Consider the following 20,425-nt stretch of genomic DNA (forward strand, 5'->3'; position numbering starts at 1 on the left):
TGTCTTTATTGTATACTACTTTTCCTGATGCATTTTGTACTTTAATACTCGCATACGTTTCATTAAAATAATGATGCGGTACGCCTGCTTTTAAGTCGATTTGCATTTCTTCTGTTGACTTATTGAAATTAATTTTTGCAAACTCGAAATCACTAATTCCTTTTAGTGACCATGCAAACTGGTTTCCTTCTAAAATACTAGAAGAGTCCGGTATATCTGAATTAAAACCTAAGTTATCTAATATAGATTTTAGATCAGGTAAAACACCTATTCTATCATTCCACGGATCTTGAGATTTTGTTCCTGTATTCGGATTACTTAAGATATTTCTTAATTCGGCTGGTGTATAAGGAGAACCTCGATGTTCTTTAGCAATACCTTGAATCGAAGTTGCTGCTCCAGCAATAATTGGTGAAGCACTTGATGTTCCACTAAATGTTGATGTATATAAATTTGTAGTATTTTGACTTGGATTTGCTGATGTTGTATCAACATTTTCTCCCCATCCATATACATCTAATCGACTTCCATAATTTGAAAACCATAAACGTTTATGTGGAACAGTTGATGATCCCGCCCCAACCATAATAGCACCTGAATCCTTGAAGTCTGGACTATTTCGATTTAAGATCTTTTTTCCATTACGATCTTTAAAATTATCTAAGTCGTTTGAACCATTTGCGCCAGCTTCTATAATAATAATCCCTTTATCTGCACCAACACGAATTGCATCAAAAATATCTGGATGTACTTCTACAGGTAAATATTTATCCCCATACCCATCATACGAAGCTTGTGCCTCTAATAAAAGAATATCTCCCGCTTGTAAATTATGTACAGCACTTAAAATAGCATCCGCTGTATTATAAATTCCATTGTCCCTAATCTGGGATATTACTTTTACATTTGCTTTTGGTACAATTCCAATATTTCCAATTTGATTATCTTCAGATGAAACAATTCCTAATACAGAAGTACCATGAGCTCTATGCTGGCTTATATTTTGTCCCGACATAAGCTTTATATTTTTATTAACTAGATCCTCATGGTTCAATAACCATCCATATTCCATATCCACAAAAGTTGTACCCTTTCCGTCACCACCTTTAATGCTCCAAGCATGCGAGCCATTAATTCCCTTTGGTGCCGCTTCAAGATATCCTTGATTTGTAAATCTAGGATCATCGTACGGATTAACAGATAAATTTGGTAACTGTATTTCAGGAGGTGTCAAAATTTGTTTTTCTTGTATATAAGCCTCCTCTACGAGAGGAGATGCTTCAAATTTTTTCAGTAATAATTCTATTTCTATGTTATTAGGAGCTTGTACAATATAATAATTTAATAAATTATTAGCTGATTCATTAGCAACTGATTTAGATTGTACTGATAACTTTTCAATCTCTATCGGATTTACAGATGAGAACAGACGATTCAAAGTAAGTTCTGTATTTTCGGAAAATAACTTCTTTAAATTGTTATCATAATCCCCATTTTTTATTCGTTTCTCAATACCATCTTCATAAGGTAAGTCAATTTGATTTTTAAACTTTACAACTAATCTTTCTTCCTGTGAATCTCTTTCTTTGTATGTGACATTATAAGATTCAGCGTAAACTTTATTATGAATACTATCATTTTGTAAAATTAGATCTGTTCCTACAAATGTGGTCATTGCAATTGATGAAATTAGAAACCCTTTAAATATGTTCATACTATACCCGCCGATCTATATTCTCTTGAGAATTTTTTAATGCGTATAATGGTTAAGATTTTTATATAATATATAAATCTATAATTTAACTTTTGTAGTGAAATCTATGACTTTATTAATAATCCCATAGAGGTAACCTGATATATTCTTTTCTTTCCCATATACTCCTGCTTACTATTCTCAAGATTAGTAAGTGTGGCGCGTGTCTTTTCCTTTTGTGTTTCTCCCTCTATATGAGTAAACTCAATACAATCTCCTACTTTGACTGAAACGGTTTGGCTCTCAGCATCTTGTTGTCTATTCCCTATAATTTCTTTATTGTACAAAATATTACCAGATAAATTCTGGACTTTAATGCTTGCATACGTATTACTAAAATAAGAATGGGGTATACCCGCTTCTAATTTAAGCTGCATTTTTTCTGTTGCTTTGTTATATTCTATTTTCGCGATTTCTCGATCATTATATCCCTTTAATGACCAAGCGAATTGATTTCCATCTAAAACCGTTGTTTCTGGCATTTTCTCTACTTTCTTCAAGCCTTCTTTTGTAACTTGATATCTTGCTGTTTTTCCAATGGTTTCATTTTTGTTATTTTCAAGGTTAATTAAAGTTGCTCGCGTTTTTTCCTTTGCTACTTCTCCTTCTATATGGGTAAATTCAATGTAATCCCCTACCTTGACGGGCACAGTTTGGCTTTCAGCATTTTGTTGTTTATTTCCCACGATTTCCTTATTGTACAGAACGTTACCAGAAGAATTCTGGACCTTAATACTAGCATACGTACTAGCAAAATAGGAATGTGGTACACCTGCTTCTAGTTTTACCTTCATCTCTTCTACCGTTTTATCATAATCTACTTTTGCAATTTCTCTATCACTATATCCTTTTAATGACCACGCAAACTTGTTTCCTTCTAAAATTGTTGCTTCTGGCATCTTTTCTACTTTCTTCAGGCCTTCCTTTGTAACTTCGTACATGACTTTTTTTCCAAAACTTTCTTGTTTACTATTATCTACATTTGTAAGAGTAGCTCTATGTACACCTTCTAGATGTGTTAACTCTATATAATCCCCTACTTTGACTGGAAATTTTTGCGATTCAGCATTTTGCTGTTTGTTTCCATAAATCTCTTTGTTATAGACCACTTTTCCTGATGTGTTTTGTACTTTAATACTTGCATATGTACTATCAAAGTAGTCATGTGGTACACCTGCTTTTAGATTAATTTGCATTTCTTCTGTTGATTTATTTAAATTTACTTTCGCAAATTCGAAATCTCCAATCCCTTTCAGCGACCATGCAAATTCATTACCTTCAAAAATGTTTGGAGATTCATTTTTGATTTGTACCTTTTTCTCAACAGTTTGATCAAATATATCCGTTAATACAATTTTTGCATAAGCATTTGTTGGTAATGATATAGATTGACTGATTCCATTTTGATAAGATTTAATATCATTAATTACGTTAATAGGTTGGCCCGTCATATTTTCATTGTTATAAATTTCAATTTTCCCCTTAAATTGCGGTGTACTATTTTCTTTTAGTTTCCAAGATACATTTAATTTTTCATTTTCATAATATATAGATTGGATATCAAAATCTAGTTTTCCTATTTCAGGTTGAGTAGGTTGATTTAGCGTGAATATTTTTCCTGACCCAATAGTAGACTGCGTATTACCTCCTGCTTTGACCCATACATATTCTGAAGTAGATCCTCCATCATATTGATAAGTATTATCATGCGTTCCAGAAATACTTTGATTATTCCAAGAACTCCATTGTTTATCAACTAATTTTCGGCTATAACCATTTTTTAGGCGCGCTTCTCGAACATTCTGTCCACTATCAGCCCAGTCTTCTTGAAACATTCCTAATCCATGATTAAATGCAACATTAGCAACCGGAAAGTCCATAATTGCAATCTGATGCCATTTATTCTTTGTTACATCTTTCATCCATTGTCCAAATTTAGTATGACCATTTTCTTGCCATGAACGCATTGTCATTGTGTACCAATTGTAGTCTTTCCAACCATAAGTTGTTTGAACCTTCATTCCTGTTCCTTCTCCCCCAAAGGGTCCAGCTTGCGAATTCGGAGATAAGTATTCGGCCTTTATTGCTTCTTTAGAGGAAATTGGATCCCATAAGGCAAAATGTAAAGTACGTTTTCCATTTTCATCAAACCCACTTTGTTGTTGAAAACCAGCATATCCTCCAGCTTCACCACCTGCATTCCAGTTGTGTACAGCCCAGTACGTATAAGGTGGAGTCTGAACTGGTGACCAGTCTATACTAATAATATCTGAGGCAGGTATATTTTGGGGACTCACATAAACTGCTGGAGCAGCTGAATGTGTTGCAGCTTTAGTGTGCGAAATAGACGTTCCAAACATAGAAAACATGCTACATGCTGCGGTCATTATAATAACTTTATTAAATCTTTTCTTCGTTTTCTGACTAATCACTAATCTACATCCTTTTCTAATTTTTATTATTGAATAATAACTTAGTAGAGAAATCTATCAAAATTCAAACAACATCCAGTAAATCTTTAAAATACTGCCCCAATTTTATGTTGTTCTATCTTCACATCTGATTCTTACATGTTATTTGATTGTAAGTGGTTTCCATAAAGATAACGCAAATATCCAATTCGGGTCACCATTTCCTTGATGATTTTGAACCGCTTCATACACCGTCCCTTGATGTTCTACTTTATCGCCCTTTGTATATGCCTTCTTTGGATCCCATTTTTCATAAGATACATTTTGATCTTTGGTTTTTACCGGAAGAATTTCACTTTGAATTGATGTATTTCCAGCTGCATCTACAGCCTTCACTGCATATTTATATTCCTTATTAGCTGTTAAGTTTTGATCAATAAATGTCGTTCCTTGTACGGTTTGAATCAATTGTCCATCACGTAATACCTGATATTCTTTTACACCTATATTATCTGTAGAAGGATTCCATTTTAGCTCTACACTGTTAGAAGTAAGATTGTTTGCATATAATCCTTGTGGCTGTGTGGGAGCTTCTGTATCTGGTTTCGGATTAACAATTTGATTTACTTTTTTCAGGCCATCCTTTGTAACTTCATACATTACTTTTTTATCAAGACTTTCACGTTTATTATTATCTAAATTTATTAATGTTGTCCTCTCTCCGCCTTCTAAATGTGTAAGCTCAATAAAATCGCCGGTCTTTACTGAAACTTTTTGTGTTCCAGCATTTTGCTGTTTATTCCCATAAAACTCCTTGTTATATACTACTTTACCTGATGTGTTTTGCACTTTAATACTTGCATATGTACTATCAAAGTAGTTATGTGGTACACCTGCTTTTAGATCAATTTGCATTTCTTCTGTTGATTTATTTAAATTTACTTTTGCGAATTCAAAATCTCCAATCCCTTTCAGCGACCATGCAAACTGGTTTCCTTCTAAAATATTATTTACATCAGGCATATCTGGTTTAATTGGATTAGAATCCGTACCCTTCCAAATCTCTGCTGTTAAAATTGGATATCCTAATGCAGCTACCTTTTGAATGGTATCGTTATTTGGACGTAATCCCCACTTCTCAAAGAAAGGAATCAAATTTTGTTTGGCTACTTTTGATGCTGAAATCATAAATAATTGTTTTTTATTTTCATCAGTTTGTGGAAGTTCACTTGAAGGCATGTCTCTATACAATTGATGCAATTTAGGATAAAAATCCTCTCCATACGCTAACTGTAGTTGCCAAAGCATAACAAGCTTTACAAAAACATCGCTAATTTCATCATAATTTTTATTCACTTGTTCTAAATATTGAAATGCTTTTGGATAAATTCCACTTTTCTCTAAGTTGGATGGTTGATTAAATGCTTTTTCTACAGAAAGGCTGTATATATTATTTTGTACTTCTGTCATATTATAAAACTTCCAGGGCGATTGTTGTCTCAAATGTCCTGCCTCATGCCAAGGGCCCCAGCCATCTGTTATAAATTTATTAATATCTAACACGTATTGGATTGCATCTCCTACATATGCTGTTCGATAAGAAGTTGCATACATATAATAATCAGGAGAATGATTTTCTTCTACGTAATGAACATAATGTTTATCTACTTGTTCTTCAGATAATCCAGCTACTTTGTCTTGAATTCGAGTAGCTTCATCCATCTTTTTTAAGAGTTGTACAGGATCTGTATTAGAACCCAACAAATATTTCTTAACACGTGCAGGGCTGGCCGTAATTAATACACGTTCGCCTTTTAACTCCACTGCATGTGCATTAGGATATTGGTCCAGCATGTTTATTAAATCTTGTTTCGTATGCTTTCCTAGTTCAAAGAAAGGCGTAGTCGTTCCACCTGTTGTGATTGTTGTTCGAATGGTACCACCTTGCTGTTTATTATAAAAATAAATCAGCCCCCCATTTGGAGATTGGATTGTGTTTACACCAGGTTTTAATGTAAATGATTTTATCTTAGAATCTTCTCTCCAAGAAGCATCATACGAATACGTTCCAATATATACCTGAATATCTTGATTACCTTCTACATTAATCGTTATTTGTTCATTTGGTTTTGCATATAAACCAGTTGGTTCATATGGACTAAATGCCATACTTTTTCTTTCCTGTTGTTTTAGTACCTCAACATCTCCTTTTCCTGGGACTGTAAATGTTATATTTTCTGATTTAACTGACTTTTCACTTTGCAGTGATGTCGATAAATTTTTTTGCTGCTCCTTTTGCTCCGCAAAGACATCTGATGAAGAAATCATTCCAGTCGCAAGCATAGCTACTGTAGCAGTAGCTGCAAGTATTTTTCTAGTTTTATGTTTTGAATTATTCCCCATATTATCTCCCTCATTTTTCCTTAGTACTCTTAAGGATTTTTTGTTTTCTTCTTCATGTTTTTACAATCTAAACTATTCATACTATTTAAGTTGTGTCTATTACTCTATATTTTTTCATAAATATCTCCTTTTCTTTATTTATTATTGTATATAAATGTTATTTGATGACACATTAAATAACAACTTTACGATAAACTCATCGATAACAGCCTATTATGTTTTGATTCTGTATTCTAAACTCCCATCTAATTGGAGAAATACACCCAATTGGAGAAATCAGTAAATATTTTTCAACATTTAAGGGTTGGAATCTCACAAAAAATTCATAAAACTTATTTACTTTAAAGGTTTAAACAATTGTGACCACATTTGTTTGAACCTCCACAATTTTTTTCTAAGCTATTCTCTAAAAATCTTATTTTTCGTTGTAAATAAACCTGATTGGTACTCTTTATGCAAAAGAAAAGATGGAATCTTTAATTCAACTCCACCTTTTTTCGAAATAAAAAGCATCTAATTCTATTTGAATTAGATGCTTACATTTAGTCCTTAGGCCTAATATTCTAAACTATTTACGCGTTTGTAAATCTTTTTTTATTACATCCCAGAGTGAATTATCTTGACGCATCGGTTTACCCTCTTCATCCCATTTTATTTTTCCTGTTCCCAATTCATAATCCATCCCTGTCCATGTGTCTTCACGAGATGCATAGAATGATTTATGCCAACCTTTTTGGTTGAAGATAGAAATAAGATCTTGCATGTATTGGGTAGCTCCTGGAACAGTACGGTTAATTCCAAACTCCTCTGCAATAATTCGATTAGATGATACATGATTTTTCTTAGACCATTGTTGGATTGGCTTCAAAAATTGCTCTAATCCCTGCTTATTCCACATTACAGGTTTCTCTAAATCTCCTACTTTTACTAATCCTGGATATTGATACTCCTTATTTTGTTTTTCACCTTGACTCGTTAATTCATATGGTTCATACATATGAAATGCATATAGGGTTTTTTTATCATTTACTGGTTTTAAATATTTAAAGGCCCATGGAGTAGCATATAAACCTGAATCTAAAATAATCGGTGTTTCTTGGTCTACTTCACGAATGGAATTGATTACTTTTTGATAAAATCTGTTTAAATCCGCTGTCGTTCCCTTCACTTTTGCATACCATTTCTCATAATCTTCCGTCCAAAAATCATTATATCTATTATTTTTAACTGTTTCTGGATGTGGTTCATTTATAATATTATAACCAACCACCGCGGGGTGATCTTTTAATTCCAAAGCAAGATCCTTCCAAAATTGACTTGCTTGTTCTTGATACTTCTCTTCCTCCCATATTCTGTCGTCATTCTTGTTATTATTAAATTGGCGCCATCGATCACCAGGTAAGGATAACATTGTAAGAACAACTTTCATTCCTTGTGATTGTGCGGCATCTAAATCCGCCTTTAATTTTTCTAAATCCTCCTTTACTAATCCCTGATAGTTATCTGCATTACCTATCAGAAAATCCTTTCCAGAAGTATCTGGTTTATCCTCAAATAGAAAATCTTTATCTTTTGCCCATTTATCAGGTGCTAAACGTACATATTCAATATTAGCTTCTTTTGCACTTTTATAGTTTTCAGGTAATGACGTACTATTCATGAAATTAGTACCCTTTCTTTTCGAATCCCAAAAACTAATTTTTGAATCGCCTTTGTGGTATGTATCAGCTCTTACATTCATTTCCTGTACTCCGAAACTCATCATGCCTAATAACGCAACAATTGGCAAAATTTTTTTCACAACTTTTCCTTCTTTCTCTTTATATTTAACACACATAACATACCTTTGTTTTGTTACAGGAATATGGCAATTTCCCAAAAATTCTTTTTTAGTTTATAAGATCGCAGCGCATTCATAGAAATGAAAGGGATAATTAGAACATTGCTTCATTTTCAAAGAAACAAAAAAGGAATCCTTTACGGATTCCTTTTTGCAATTCACTCTTTTTCAAATGGTACATTTCGCACCTATTTTTAGTATACCTTATAATTCCTATAAAATAAATAAGATTAAATGAAATTCACTTCAAATTGTGATAGAAAACATAATTAAGAAGCGAAGATAACTAAATATTATCCCTTTTATTAAATAAAAAAGATTAAATAATTCCCCCTCCAAACTAGGACCCCTTCGCATTTTTTACAAATATTGTTATAATTAGATAAACCAGAGCATTACCCCATTAACAAAGGGACTCCATAATTGGAGTCCCTTTGTTAATTAGCTATTAAAAATGATAGCATGTGATTATTGTATAATTTCTTCCTTTTTTAGATCTGCATATTCTTCTACGAAATCCCATAAACCTTGCTTTTCGAAGTAAGAAACACTTTTTTCACTTCTTCTAAGAGTTTAATTGCTTCATATTCATTAAGAGAATGTAAAATATTGAAATGATATACATACTCTTCATTTCCTAATTCCATACAAACTGCTAATCCTTTTTCAAATTGCTTTAAGAATATACAAGCTGTCCCTAATGCGTTTTCACAAGAAGCAATTTTCACCTCATATCCCATTAGCCCAAAATACAAGGAATATAGATACGTATTTTACTTTCAAAGGCTGAAACCTTGCTGCATAACTACTGAAAATAAACATAAGAAAGACGTTCAAATCCATATGGATAGAACGTCTTTTCACTTTACTTTATACAGATACTGATTTTTCACTTATTCATTTTGCATTGTACTTAAAAAATCGATAAATTCATCTTCATTTACAGGTTTACTGTAGTAATAGCCCTGAATTAGATAACATCCATTACGTTGTAACACTGTTAATTGTTCCTTCGTTTCCACCCCTTCTGCTATCACTTTCATGTTTAAAGTATGAGCAAGTGAAATAATGGTTTGTATAATTTCATCTCCATCAGTAGAAATTCCGATCCTATTAACAAATTCTCTTGGAATTTTCAAAATATCAATTGGATAAAGAGGCAGATACGCTAGTGAAGAATAACCTGTACCAAAATCGTCAATTGATAAATGTACACCATATGATTTTAATACTTTTAACTTCGATAAGGTTTCTTTTTCATCTACCATTGCTATTCGCTCTGTTAATTCCAAATCAATTGAATTAGCAGGTACTCCTATCTCTTCTATGGTAGATATCATTGTTTGAACAAAATCTTTCTGTTCAAACTCTATAGCTGATAAATTTATCCCCATCTTTAGATTTGAATAGCCCGCAGAATGCCATTCTTTCAGTTGTCGACACGCTTTCTGTAACGTCCACTTCCCAATTGAAATAATCTGCGCCGTTTCTTCTGCGATAGGTATAAACTCAAAAGGAGAAATCAGCCCAAGCTCTGGATGTTGCCAGCGTATTAAAGCCTCTGCACCAATAACCTTACCTGCCTTACTATCAATTTGTGGTTGATACAATAAAAATAACTCATTATTTTCAATTGCATTTGGTAAATCCTGTTCTAATCGTAATCGACGAGTTACTTTTTGTGATAATGTCTCGTCATACATACAAACAGCATTGTTACCTTTTTCCTTTGCGCTATACATAGCGATATCAGCGTGTTGTAAAAGTGTAGTAGTATTTATTCCTCCAAATGGATACACTGCTATTCCTATACTAAGAGATAAGTAAAAACTATGCTGATTTACTACAAATGGTTCTTCAGTTATACGAAATAGAGTTTTACACAAATCCAATAGCTGTTGCTCTGTTTGGTTATGGACAATGATTGCAAACTCATCTCCACCTATTCTTGCTAGAGGAATAGTCGGTGACAGACATGTCCTAAAACGTTTGGCAACTTCTTTTAAAACTCTGTCACCAATCGAATGACCCAATGTATCATTAATGGTCTTAAAGCGATTTAAATCAATATACAGGAGCCCGAACTTATCCTGTGTTTTTTGTGCACGCTTAATGGATCTATCTAATTCTTGTTGGAAGAATATACGATTTCCAATCTCCGTCACCGTATCATGGAACGCAAGATAATTTATCTCATCCTGTTGTTGTTTCATCCTCGTTATGTCTTTTACCATTACATAACTCCCAAAGGTTTGTCCTTCTATCATAATAGGAACTATAGTGACATACCAAAAGAGAATATCCTTCTCATTGTTATTTTTCACACGTAACTGTAACGAAGATGAACTACATCGTTTCCCTTTCTTTATAGCCGATTCCAATTCAGATTTATCTTCATCTAAAAAAATAGAGAAGCACTCTTTCCCTATTAATGCAGCACTTTCTTTTCCTAATAACATACTTCCAGCCTGGTTTATATTTAATACGATACCATTTGAATCAATCGTTAAAATAGGATCTGGATGATACTCATATAAAGACTTAAATTTCTCTTGATTTTTTACCAAATCATTAGATTTGTTTATTAAATCCCTTGTTCTTTGAGATACTGTTTGTTCTAATTGATTATTAAACACTTTTAAGGTCTCGGTTAAATCTTTGTTTTGCATTCGTACAATTGTATGACGAATCAGTACAAATACAAAAGCAATACAATTTCCCGTAATCAATGTAGCTGAAGACGTTTGTTCTTTCAAAGTAAAGCCAATTAAGACTGCAACTGCAAGATAAGGAAATATGACAAGAAGTTCCCTTCCAAATTTCGGATTGACAATAAAATAATTTCTTTTAGAAGAAGTATTCTTTGGGATTGTAGCAGCAATAGCGATAAATAATAGGAAAACTCTATACAAACACCTTAATAATATAACTGAACGATCTGACAAATCATCTTGTAAGTAAAAATATAAGTAGTCCGTAATAGCCAATCCAGTTAATACTAAGATAAAAATAAACAATTTACTTTTTGCATTGAAAATAGCAGGTCGAAAGATTAGTGTAACTCCAAGTAATAGAAGCAATAAATCTATAATCGGAAAAATAAATGAAAGAAAAACATCTCCAATTGAAAAGAATAAGATATTTGCGGAAGGTTTATTAAATAGGTACCACTCTAATGTAAAAATAGCAGTAACAACAATGCATAAATCACAAAGTAAATACGCTCTCTCCCATTTGTTACATTCCATCATAATTTTATAAAAAAACGCAAAGAGAAAGAAAAATAAGAAAAACAACAAAAATATATCAGAGATATTAAAATTTTGTATTGGTAATTCTACATTAAGTACTTGAAAAGCAGATATGAAATTTCCTATCAGGAAACACCCTATCGCAATAATTATGCAAATCCAGAATACTCCTAACTTAATTTTTCTGGATAATATAGAATACAGTAATGAGATAAATACAGTAGTTTCAACGACTAAAGATGATAGCCGGATATTAAAATCTGATACGAAATAATGATTCGGAAGAACAAATAAAAATATACAGCAAAAGCTTATATAAGCTATTAAAGCCAATATCAATACATAAAATTGCACATATGCATATTTACGCAATGGACTCACCTTCTTGAGTTTTTTCTATACTTTTATTAAGAAATGTCTTGATAGTAGCACAACTCCTACTAATTAAAATGTGTGCTACCTATTATCCATATTATGACCTTTTTAAAAGATTTCTTTCTACATACAACAGTCTTATTAACTTTTTGTAGATGTTTACAATTTTCAATACTGAGGATTCCAAAAAGGATCAGTTAAAAAATGTAGTTTTTCAAGTATTTGTGCATCGTAAATTTGGATTGTATAACTTATCTACTCTTTAAATATGAGATAAAATCTAATCCTCTATTGAATTATAGTTAGTTGCTAACTGTCACACTTAAAAAGGAATGAAAATATACTATCTTTAACATAGAAATTCGAATTAGTTTTCGAAACTAACTGTAACAATTATAGTTACAACTTAGATTGATGTCAATTTCATATTTCCTCCTTACTCAAAGAATTATAAATAATCTAGGATTAGGTGAAGCTGAAGCTGATATTGCATCTCTCTAAAAAGAATGTTACTCTAAAAATAGAATTATGAAAGGAATGATGGATGAATAATGATTAACTAATTTATATTTTAAGTTGAATTTTATAACTTCAAACTACAAAATATAGGGTTAGTCTATCCATTTTTAAAATTCAGTTCATACTTTATTTGTCATGATTCAAATGATTAATAAGTACTTATTAAGTATAGACGAAAGACTAATCCTTCCGATTACAATTGGGGGATTTTTTTATTCCCGTTTATGTTAGTTGGAACTTATTAATTGTTAAATGTACCTAACAAATAAAGGAGCGAGAAAAATGAGTACTTCAGACACTATTGTTACACATGTAATGCTCTATATAAGTCGTTAATATCCATCAAACTTATATAGAGCAATTAAAAAATGGATGGATGTTCCGACTTTATATGAAACGTTTCGATATATAAAGGAGGAATTATTATGTCAATGATAAAAGTCCAAGATTTAACTTTTTCATACCCAGGTAGCTTTGATAATATTTTTGAAAGTGTAAACTTCCAAATAGATACGGATTGGAAGCTAGGATTTATCGGTAGAAACGGACGAGGTAAAACGACATTCTTTAATTTATTGTTAGGGAATTATGAGTATGGCGGGAAAATCCTTGCTTCGGTAGAATTCAATTACTTCCCCTACTCTGTTGCAGATAAGAACAAATTCACTTATGAAATCCTTGAAGAAATTTGTCCCCAAGCAGAAGATTGGGAATTTCTGCGTGAGATATCCTATTTAAATGTTGATGCTGAGGTCATATACAGACCATTTAAAACATTATCAAATGGGGAACAAACAAAGGTGTTGCTTGCTGCACTGTTTTTAAATGAGGGCCAATTCCTATTAATTGATGAACCAACAAATCACTTAGATACTGATGCACGAAAGATAGTCTCTGATTATCTAAGGAAGAAAAAAGGATTTATTTTAATTTCACATGACAGAATCTTTTTAGATGGATGCGTTGACCATATCCTATCTATAAATAGAGCAAATATTGAAGTTCAGAGTGGTAACTATTCTTCTTGGAAGTTAAATTTTGATAGACAGCAAGAGCACGAAGAGGCTACAAATGAGCGTCTACAAAAAGACATAGGGAGATTAAAACAGTCTTCCAAGCGTTCAGCAAGTTGGTCTCATGATGTGGAAGCTTCAAAAAATGGAACGAGGAATTCAGGCTCTAAGTTGGATAAGGGGTTTGTAGGTCATAAAGCAGCCAAGATGATGAAAAGAGCAAAAAACCTTGAATCAAGACAACAAAAAGCTATTGAAGAAAAGTCAAAATTACTAAAAAATGTGGAGAAAACTGAGTCCTTAAAATTGGAACAATTACAATTTAAATCAAATGAATTGATTACTTTGGTTGATGTGTCCGTTAAGTACGATGACCAAATTGTGAATGATTCGATTAGCTTCATAGTTGAACAAGGTGACCGAATTGTACTTGATGGAACGAATGGGAGCGGAAAAAGTAGTATCCTAAAACTAATTCTAGGACATCCGATACAGCATACAGGCTTAGTTATTTTAGGTACAGGACTCATCATTTCCTATGTCCAACAAGATACTTCTCATTTAAAGGGATCGCTATCAGACTTTATTGAACAGCACAAGATTGATGAGACCTTATTTAAATCCATCCTACGTAAGATGGACTTTGACCGAATTCAATTTGAGAAAGATATATCTCATTATTCTGGTGGACAAAAGAAAAAACTGCTTATCGCTAAAAGCTTATGTGAAAAAGCTCATATATATATATGGGATGAACCACTAAATTTTATAGATATCTATTCCCGTATGCAAATCGAAGAGCTTATTCAACAATTTAATCCCACAATGGTTATTGTTGAGCATGATAAAGCATTTCAACAAACAGTTGCAACAAAAACTATATCTATGTAGCTCAAAACGAATACTTGAAAATATAATCAGCAAATTGAGTCATTGAATTATAAATACTTTAATGACGTGTTGAAAAAAGCCTAATTTCTCTACAATACATTGAGAAATTAGGCTTTAAATAGTAATAATAGAATTCATATACACTGAATAATTTACACGTTAGGTTTATCTGTTAATGCAGTAACAATCCTGTTCACTAAGTCTTCTGGCATCCATTCATGATTTGTATCATCCGTTTCATTTGGGCCTAAAGAATCAATAAACTTTTTAAACTTTGGAAATAAAACAATAGAAGTGATCCAATGTATCGTATGATTTATAGAGAAGAAATGAAAAACTCCTTGCTTTTCACCCTCCTGTAATATTTCTTTTAACTGTTCAAAATTACCTATGAAATACGGTTTAATCTTTTCTAATCGTGCACTTTCCTTAATAATCTCCTCATATGCCAATGATCCAATTTCAGGGTTCTCTTTTATATGTGTAGTAAAAACCGTTAAATATTCTCTAAGGGCATTGATAGGATCAAATTGATTCTTCTCAAGAAAATTGGGTAGCTCATTAGCAAGACCATATTTCTTAAACACCTCATAATATAGGTTTTCTTTCCCATTAAAATAGTAAGAGGCCATAGCAACATTCACTTTCGCTTCTTTTGCAATTTCTTGTATGCTCGTACCTTCGTAGCCACGCTCTCCAAATTTTTTCTTAGCAGCCTTTAAGATATTTTCCATCGTCTGCTCTCGAGATTTCCCCATTTCACACACCTCAAATAGTATATATTTCACTTCAAAAACCCAATAAGGACTTTGAATAGAGTATCTTTTTAATGAAATTTAATTATATATTTAAAGTGGTAACTTAACAACCGATGAAGTTCTGATTACTTTAAACAATATCCCCTTGCGTAGCATCAATAGCTTTCAAATACTTTATGCTCTTTTCTAATCGAGTGAAAGTCTGGACAAAAAACATCTAATGTTATCTTAACTTCGTGTGCAAACAAAAAAGTAATAAGGACCAGATCTTATCTATAAAATAAATAAGATCTGGTCCTTTCGTTACATTATACAAATTTAAAATAAACTAGCGTACTCGTATCTTGATGAGATAATTGTCCATCAATCGTCCATCATTTTCTGACTAAATCTGTTTAATCTCGATATAAGGTCCTTTAATGTTTAATTTGTTAATATCATTAGATATATTGCCTACAGTTGATTTTTCATTAAAAGTATAGACCTTTTCACCATTTACAAAGATACCCCAATTTTTATCTTCGTAACTGATACCATAACCAGCATTGCTAGACGTAGCTTGGAGTTGATTTCCATTCATTGAAAGAGATAATTTCCCTTTTCCTTTGTTAAGTTTATCATTCACACTGTTGATACTATTCATTTGTTCTTCAAGGGCTTTTTGTTTATCAAGAGTAACTTGATGGTTTTTCCAGTCTAATTTATAGTGGTTCGTAAAGAATTCATTATATGTATCTTTATTATTTGTTCCCCACCATTTTGAACTTACCCATTCGATATTGTACTGATCTGAAATTCTACGATTTGTTATTTTTAAATCTGATGTAGTTTCTGTTTTATCAGCAGTAATAACCGCTACTACGTTTGGAGAAAAACCATATCCTGTTAAAGCTGGTACTGTATCTTTTGAAACAAAATTATTCGTTCCTTCATTATAACTACGTGATTTCATAAATAGTTGATTACCATAGAAAGTATTGAATGAATCACGATTATAAATTCCCCACTCTGGGAAATTAAATGATTGGAATCCTACTTTCCAATTTAATTTTTTATCTGTGTGAGTCTCCAATACCGTTTTATAATCTACTTGATCATAAGATACACTTTCTTTCCAAGCAAAGCTACCTGTGATACTTGCATCGGCATTTGGCCCTTTATCATTTACTCCTACTTTAACACTTCCACCAAGTGTATACCCTACCTCAGAAGTGACCTTTGCTGAAGTCATTGTATTAACTGGGGCAGCTTTATGGAATTGAGCACTATCACCACTTGTTATTTCTGCTTCAGTATGATAGGCTGATGGCCATTTTAAACCTGCGTTATAGTATCCGCTATTAATTGTATATTTAGCATCTATATTACTACCATCGGTGGTAACAATTGCAATCTTTTTATCTGCGTAAGGATCCTCAATAAAAGAAACCTTTATTGAATTTTTGATATTTTGCTTCATGTCATAAGTAGTTTTAAAACTATTATAGACCTTCCCACCATTTTGAAGATTTTCTACAGTTCCTTTAGACTCTGCAAATGCAGATGTTGCTTGTAAACCAAATGATCCAGACATAATAACGGACGCTACCGCAACGCATTTAGCTATTTCTTTTGCTTTTTTCATACAGACAGCCACTCCTTCTTAAACATTTAAAAGATATAAATATATTATTTCTAGTTCACAAAAATAGAGATAGATTCATAGCCATACAATATAGAAATTCATTAACTTTATGACACTAACTAAAAACACATGTTTCACTAATCTTCCTCTCACTATTATTGATAACTATTATCAATATTATTAAAACATAAAGTAACGATTTAAACAACAATTTTAAATACAAATTTAAAATTGTTGTTTAAAAAATACAAAAAAATTATAGAATTCTTCATTTCGAGAATTACTATATTTTCAATTACTTATTACAGCCTATATTCAGATACATTATTTCCTTTCCATTCATAATAATCTAAAATTCCTTCATAAATGGCTTCTGCTGCAATTTGTCTGCCATTTTCCGTAGATAATTTACTGTAATCAATACCATTATCTATAAACGCCAGTTCCGTCAACACAGCTGGCATGTCATTTTCTCTTATAACATGAAGGTCTCCATGTTTAACTCCTCTGTCTCGTGTTTGAAGTGCCTCTACTAAACGTGTTTGAATTTTTTCTGCTAAAACGCGACTTTCTTCCACATGAGGATTTGTTTTTTCGGATTTAGAAGATTTATAGTAATATGTTTCTGTCCCTTTTGCATTACCATTAAAAGCATTTGCATGTACGCTTATAAAGATATTACCCTGATTTTTCTTAGCAAATTTAACACGTTCCTGTAAAGAACTTTTTTGATCATGTCCTGGTCTATTATCAGATTGACGAGTTAATAAAACTGTAAATGGTGTATGCTTTTCAAGTAATTGTTGTAGACGTAAAGAAGTGTCTAGTACAATCTTACTTTCAGGTAATCCCTTTGTGGATTTCCCAGGATCTTCGCCACCATGTCCAGGATCAATAATGATTGTTTTACTTTCTAATGGGTTTTTTGGACGATGTTGCATCATATCTGTTTTTGCAGTAAGTTGAGCAGCTTCAGCACGTGTTATAAATCTATTTGGTTGCCAACCGTTCTCAGTACCATTGGAAATTTTCAAACCGATTAAAATATTGGCATATTTTTCTCCCCAATGCCCTTTTAAATCTTCAAATTTAACCTGCTCGTTATGATTTGATGTGCTTTGTAGTTTATATGCATTTACTAGCATCGTAGCCATAGCAGCGCGAGTTACTTTTCCGGATGGATTGAAGATTCCATTACCCTCACCTTTAACAATACCAGCTTTTTCAGCAGCAGCAATATACGGAGTAGCCCAGTGGTTTTGTGAATCTGTAAATGATGGTTTTGCATTAGAGTCAATTTGTATACCTAAAACTTTTGTCATAATTTTTGTAGCCGAAGCTCTGTCTAATGAGTCATTTGAACCGAAAGTTCCGTCTGGATAGCCATTCAATACCTGTTTATCAACTAAATAATTAACGGATTTGTCCGCCCATGCAGGAACATCTGGGAACTTATGAGTATTTGCAAATGTATTAGATGAGTAGGATAATAGACTTCCAGCAAGAATTCCTGTAGCAATTAATTTATATTTCAAAATGTAACACCTCTATCAATTTATTACAATTTGGTAAATATATCATTTATAATTAATCTTTAAATAATACGACTTTGAATAAAGAATAGATCACGTTATTTATATCGATATATATCGTATAACGAATTTAAAATCGAACTATTACTCCAAAAATAATCCTCGGACATACACTTATAGATAGAGATTATTAAATATACTCACCAATATTGTGTAACCAGTATAGTTACTTGTACATACGAGTGTCAATTAAAATAACCTTACAATTTTGTAAGATAACCACCTTAATAGTAAACAAAGTAATTATTAAATAATATAAATAGTTACTAGATATAATAAAATAACAACCTTAAATTTTGAAAAAAGACTAATTATTTTGATAGGAAAATAACTTATAACACCAACATTTTTAACAATGCTTTTGAATCCTACTTTACTCTATAATTCTCTGTTATATTCCAACGTGAATGCTCCTATAATATAGTCAATTGCTGCAATGAATACTACAAACTTATAACATTGTATTCCCTCAAAAAACATCTCTAGAAGCCACCTAAAGTAGCCTATATTAATAAATTCACACAATCCATCTTTTCATTCCCTTAAGACATCCTCAAATTTTACAAGGAATGAAAAAAGAAGAGGGAGACCTTCCCTCTTCACCAAAAAAATTAAAAAACACCTTAATTTATATCCCCTGCCTTTTACAATCTCACGTCTATTGATAGCCAGTTTAATTCTTCAATTCTATTTTCATAGATTCATGTATTCTTCTAAAGTCTGCTTTTGTTTATATATATTTTCAGCAATATCTCCTACATAGCGAATATGCCAAGGTTCATATGCATAACCTGTAATACTTTCCTTTCCCTTAGGGTAACGAATGATAAACCCTGCGCAATGCGCGTTTTCTTTCAGCCATTTTCCTTCCTTCGTATTAGCAAAGGATAACTCTAGTTCATTGTTCGCACTTTTAGAAGAAACGTCCATTGTTAACCCTGTTTGATGTTCGCTATGTCCTGGTTTTGCCGAGAAGCGATCCGTATGCTCTTGTCCTTTTCTTTTCACATTGTTTGTATACAATCGTTGTTGATAGTCATAGGAACGAAATCCCGAAACAGCATTTAACTGAATCCCCTCCTGCTTTGCTAAATCAAATAACTTTTCCAGTGCTTCTGCCGCCTCTTTACGGAGGTGGCTCTTTTCTACCGTTCCACTAAATGAGAATGGTACATTTGGTACAACTAAATCCTCTGGTTTATAGTCTTCGGGTAATCCATATTCCTTATTAACTACAGCCTGTATACTAGCAAAAGAACTTTCATTGTATTTGGATTGCCCTTTTCCTCTACTATCTTTCTCTTTATTTATGGAGTTTTCACGAGATTCATAGTTCGTCTTATCTGGTTCTTTACCAATAGATTGATTGGTGTAAATTATAAAGATACCTAACATCATAATTACACAAATGAAAATTCCTACTAATTTAAGTCTCATTATTCATTTCCTTCCTGCAACTCTTACTATTTCTCGTTCATAATATCTCAACCATATCAAATTCATATTAATTTGAAGTGAACTTTTGTTCTTACCATATTTCTTAATAGAAAGACTGTATATCCTTCTATTTGTTTGACATCATTAAGATGCTCACAAATATAAATAAATTCTATTCCTACATATAGATAAAAAATCTAAAAATTTATATAATAAGATTAGAAGTGTAGCGTATTATTATTGAAGGGTCTTGGTATAATGCTAGGCATTAATGTAAAAAAAACAAATGAAGAGTTAATTATTTCATGGCAATTGGCGGAGATTACAATTCCATTACGTGATGTGATTGAGATTACCGAAGATGCTACCTATGCTGGTGTTGAAGAAGTAGATGTCATACGTATTGGAACAGCTTATGGGACAACAGACCGTATTTTAATTAAAACAGTAAAACAAAATTATGTATTATTTACTACAAATAAATTTGCTATTTTAAATGCCATTCACGCTTGAATATAGGAGTCTTCTTGGCTAAAATGATAAAAATAAGCACATCTT

The 20,425-nt window shown here is 32.2% G+C and carries 12 protein-coding genes; 2 read left to right on the forward strand and 10 right to left on the reverse strand.

Features of this window, described 5'->3' with window-relative positions; all coding sequences use genetic code 11:
• From ATL10_RS25425 to ATL10_RS25450, 6 genes are all read right to left on the reverse strand, one after another.
• Nucleotides 1–1,714, reverse strand: a 1,714-nt coding sequence (locus ATL10_RS25425) for a S8 family serine peptidase (RefSeq protein ID WP_142670010.1), incomplete at its 3' end; no start/stop codon positions are given.
• Between the two features lie 104 nt (nucleotides 1,715–1,818).
• Nucleotides 1,819–4,185, reverse strand: a complete 2,367-nt coding sequence (locus tag ATL10_RS25430) for a putative mucin/carbohydrate-binding domain-containing protein (protein WP_090977457.1) — start codon at nucleotides 4,183–4,185, stop codon at nucleotides 1,819–1,821.
• A gap of 141 nt (nucleotides 4,186–4,326) precedes the next feature.
• A complete protein-coding gene (locus tag ATL10_RS25435) occupies nucleotides 4,327–6,567 on the reverse strand; it encodes a M60 family metallopeptidase (protein WP_110497791.1) in 2,241 nt (746 codons plus the stop codon).
• Between the two features lie 568 nt (nucleotides 6,568–7,135).
• On the reverse strand, nucleotides 7,136–8,404 hold the full coding sequence (locus ATL10_RS25440; protein ID WP_110497793.1) for a glycoside hydrolase family 5 protein: 1,269 nt from the start codon (nucleotides 8,402–8,404) through the stop codon (nucleotides 7,136–7,138).
• A gap of 512 nt (nucleotides 8,405–8,916) precedes the next feature.
• The gene (locus ATL10_RS25445) at nucleotides 8,917–9,147 is read right to left on the reverse strand and encodes a hypothetical protein (protein WP_029948057.1); all 231 of its coding nucleotides are present in this window, start codon (nucleotides 9,145–9,147) and stop codon (nucleotides 8,917–8,919) included.
• 153 nt (nucleotides 9,148–9,300) lie between these two features.
• Entirely contained in the window at nucleotides 9,301–12,030 is a 2,730-nt protein-coding gene (locus ATL10_RS25450) for a sensor domain-containing protein (protein ID WP_142670008.1), read from the reverse strand.
• A 947-nt stretch (nucleotides 12,031–12,977) separates the two neighbouring features.
• Here ATL10_RS25450 and ATL10_RS25455 point away from each other — a divergent pair.
• On the forward strand, nucleotides 12,978–14,456 hold the full coding sequence (locus ATL10_RS25455; protein ID WP_000061792.1) for an Lsa family ABC-F type ribosomal protection protein: 1,479 nt from the start codon (nucleotides 12,978–12,980) through the stop codon (nucleotides 14,454–14,456).
• 152 nt (nucleotides 14,457–14,608) lie between these two features.
• Here the strand turns inward: ATL10_RS25455 and hlyIIR are convergent, their stop codons facing one another.
• The 4 genes from hlyIIR to ATL10_RS25475 form a co-directional block, all read right to left on the reverse strand.
• Nucleotides 14,609–15,214, reverse strand: a complete 606-nt coding sequence (hlyIIR, locus tag ATL10_RS25460; RefSeq protein WP_090977449.1) for a hemolysin II regulator HlyIIR — start codon at nucleotides 15,212–15,214, stop codon at nucleotides 14,609–14,611.
• Between the two features lie 385 nt (nucleotides 15,215–15,599).
• Nucleotides 15,600–16,838: a hemolysin II HlyII gene (gene hlyII, locus ATL10_RS25465; RefSeq protein ID WP_000709371.1), complete on the reverse strand. Its 1,239-nt coding sequence runs from the start codon at nucleotides 16,836–16,838 to the stop codon at nucleotides 15,600–15,602.
• A 302-nt stretch (nucleotides 16,839–17,140) separates the two neighbouring features.
• Nucleotides 17,141–18,373 carry an N-acetylmuramoyl-L-alanine amidase gene (locus ATL10_RS25470; protein WP_000875659.1) on the reverse strand — a complete coding sequence of 411 codons (1,233 nt, stop codon included), beginning with the start codon at nucleotides 18,371–18,373 and terminating at the stop codon, nucleotides 17,141–17,143.
• Between the two features lie 750 nt (nucleotides 18,374–19,123).
• The gene (locus ATL10_RS25475) at nucleotides 19,124–19,867 is read right to left on the reverse strand and encodes a M15 family metallopeptidase (protein WP_090977447.1); all 744 of its coding nucleotides are present in this window, start codon (nucleotides 19,865–19,867) and stop codon (nucleotides 19,124–19,126) included.
• Nucleotides 19,868–20,125: 258 nt separating this feature from the next.
• On the opposite strand from ATL10_RS25475, the gene ATL10_RS25480 reads away from it, so the two are divergent.
• Entirely contained in the window at nucleotides 20,126–20,380 is a 255-nt protein-coding gene (locus ATL10_RS25480) for a SunI/YnzG family protein (protein WP_000900689.1), read from the forward strand.
• Nucleotides 20,381–20,425: the final 45 nt, after the last annotated feature.

This window comes from Bacillus sp. 196mf, from assembly GCF_003217275.1.
Taxonomy (GTDB): domain Bacteria; phylum Bacillota; class Bacilli; order Bacillales; family Bacillaceae_G; genus Bacillus_A; species Bacillus_A thuringiensis_S.

What these genes read in the sequence shown, in the direction of transcription:
- ATL10_RS25445 (WP_029948057.1), bottom strand. Translation starts at nt 9,147, where the DNA reads ATGGGATATGAGGTGAAAATTGCTTCTTGTGAAAACGCATTAGGGACA.
- ATL10_RS25480 (WP_000900689.1), top strand. Translation starts at nt 20,126, where the DNA reads ATGCTAGGCATTAATGTAAAAAAAACAAATGAAGAGTTAATTATTTCA.
- ATL10_RS25440 (WP_110497793.1), bottom strand. Translation starts at nt 8,404, where the DNA reads ATGTGTGTTAAATATAAAGAGAAAGAAGGAAAAGTTGTGAAAAAAATT.
- ATL10_RS25475 (WP_090977447.1), bottom strand. Translation starts at nt 19,867, where the DNA reads ATGAGACTTAAATTAGTAGGAATTTTCATTTGTGTAATTATGATGTTA.
- ATL10_RS25455 (WP_000061792.1), top strand. Translation starts at nt 12,978, where the DNA reads ATGTCAATGATAAAAGTCCAAGATTTAACTTTTTCATACCCAGGTAGC.
- ATL10_RS25435 (WP_110497791.1), bottom strand. Translation starts at nt 6,567, where the DNA reads ATGGGGAATAATTCAAAACATAAAACTAGAAAAATACTTGCAGCTACT.
- hlyII (WP_000709371.1), bottom strand. Translation starts at nt 16,838, where the DNA reads ATGAAAAAAGCAAAAGAAATAGCTAAATGCGTTGCGGTAGCGTCCGTT.
- hlyIIR (WP_090977449.1), bottom strand. Translation starts at nt 15,214, where the DNA reads ATGGGGAAATCTCGAGAGCAGACGATGGAAAATATCTTAAAGGCTGCT.